This is a genomic window from Photorhabdus sp. CRCIA-P01 (assembly GCF_003545805.1).
Taxonomy (GTDB): domain Bacteria; phylum Pseudomonadota; class Gammaproteobacteria; order Enterobacterales; family Enterobacteriaceae; genus Photorhabdus; species Photorhabdus antumapuensis.
In genome coordinates this window covers 1-1,738 of record NZ_NMQR01000151.1, presented here as the reverse complement: position 1 = coordinate 1,738, position 1,738 = coordinate 1, and the positions used below count along the sequence as shown (strand labels likewise).

At 44.4% G+C, this 1,738-nt stretch carries 1 protein-coding gene; it reads left to right on the top strand.

Annotation, left to right across the window (positions count from 1 at the left end):
* The first annotated feature begins 368 nt into the window (after window positions 1-368).
* Window positions 369-1,385: an IS110 family transposase gene (locus tag D3222_RS24420; RefSeq protein ID WP_118988337.1), complete on the top strand. Its 1,017-nt coding sequence runs from the start codon at window positions 369-371 to the stop codon at window positions 1,383-1,385.
* The last annotated feature ends 353 nt before the right edge of the window (window positions 1,386-1,738 follow it).

The window sequence follows — 1,738 nt, the reverse complement described above, 5'->3', positions numbered from 1 at the left end:
ATGGCCAATAAGCTGGCTCGTACCGTTTGGGCATTGGTCGCCCATCAGCAGGAATATCAAAAAGATTACGTCAGTGTCAGACCTTACTGAGGTGTTTCACTGATCAACTTTCACTTTTAACTACAAGGATGAATGTAGAAAGATTGCTAAGGCAATGATAATGATGACAAAGACAGGTAAGACCGTGACTTGCTAAACCTGATTTATGCTCTGAGCGTAAAGCTCGTTAGGAGAGTGAGGAGTCAGTCAGCGGATTACATCGAGGCCCGCAGCTCTGGCTGTAATAAGGCTGATGTTATGAACTCCCGCTCCTCACGGCGTAAGATGGGAATTCATCAATAAAATCTAGCCAGTTTTGGGAGGATATTATGCTTAATCTCATCATCGGTCTTGATATTGCTAAAAATATTTTTCAAGTTTATGGGACCAACCACCGTGGCGTAGCCATTATTAAACGGAAGTTACGTCGAAATAGTGTGTTGAAGTTTTTTGCGACTCTAGAGCCAGCACTGATTGGGATCGAAGCCTGCCATAGTGCACATTATTGGGCACGGGAATTGACAAAGTTGGGGCACACGGTTCATTTGTTGCCAACCCAATACGTTAAACCTTTTGTTGTCGGCGGAAAAAATGATGCTAATGATGCTGCTGCGATCGGTATGGCAGTCACAAGACGGGATATTCACTGTGTCCCCATAAAAAGTGCAGAGCAGCAATCATTACAATCATTGCACCGAATACGGGAAGGGGCTATTCAGGAAAGAACGGCTAAATCAAATCAGATCCGTAGTCTGTTTTCAGAAGAAGGCATCATATTTCCGATCGGGCTGTCTTCGCTAAAAAAAGGTCTCCTTGAGATTATAGAGGATGGTGAGTCAGTGATAACTCCTATCCTGAGAAAGCTGGGCAGGATGTATCTTGAACAATTATCCTGTTTACAGGTGTGGATCGGTGAGCTTAACGAAATGATTGACAGATATTTCAAAGAGAACGATGTCTGTCAACGGTTAGCCACCATTCCCGGTGTTGGGCCAGTGATCGCCACAGCCATTGTCAGTCGCGTTGGCGATCCTCGTCTGTTTAAAAATGGCCGACACTTTGCTGCCTGGCTGGGGTTAACCCCCAGACAATATTCCAGTGGTGGAAAAACCAGACTCGCTGGAATAACGAAACGGGGTGATGGTTATATACGAAAGTTGTTGGTTCAGGGTGCCAGAGCCGTGATTTACCATATAAACCGAAGGCATGATAACTATGGCGATTGGATAAAAAAACTGATGCAGCGTCGTCCGGTAAATATTGTGGCTATCGCGCTGGCAAATAAGATCGCCAGAATATCATGGGTGATGTTAACGGGTGAAGAAAAGTTCAGAGTGACATCGTAATCACAGAGGAATGAAATTTATTTTAGCTGTATTGATCTTGCTAATTGCGCAGGAAAAGTGAGATGGGAGATCGGTCAAACCGACACCTGCAAAACCTGATATATCCGACGACCAAGAATGAATAAAGGTCTGAAGGCCGATAAGGAGCAGGTGTGCATATATCCATCATGGCTCAGCAGAAAATAACCTGCAAACACAGAAGCCGAATGTACGAACGCAGTTATGATCGTCATTCAACGAACTTATCTTGCACATAAGCGGGAGTTCATGTACGGATATAGAGCTGCAACCTACCGTCGATGTCAGAGTAATTTTTGTCTTGCAAACGGGATGCGTTCATATAGAGCATAAAA

Excerpts from the sequence above, each read along its gene's own strand:
- D3222_RS24420 (WP_118988337.1), top strand. The coding sequence starts at position 369 with ATGCTTAATCTCATCATCGGTCTTGATATTGCTAAAAATATTTTTCAA.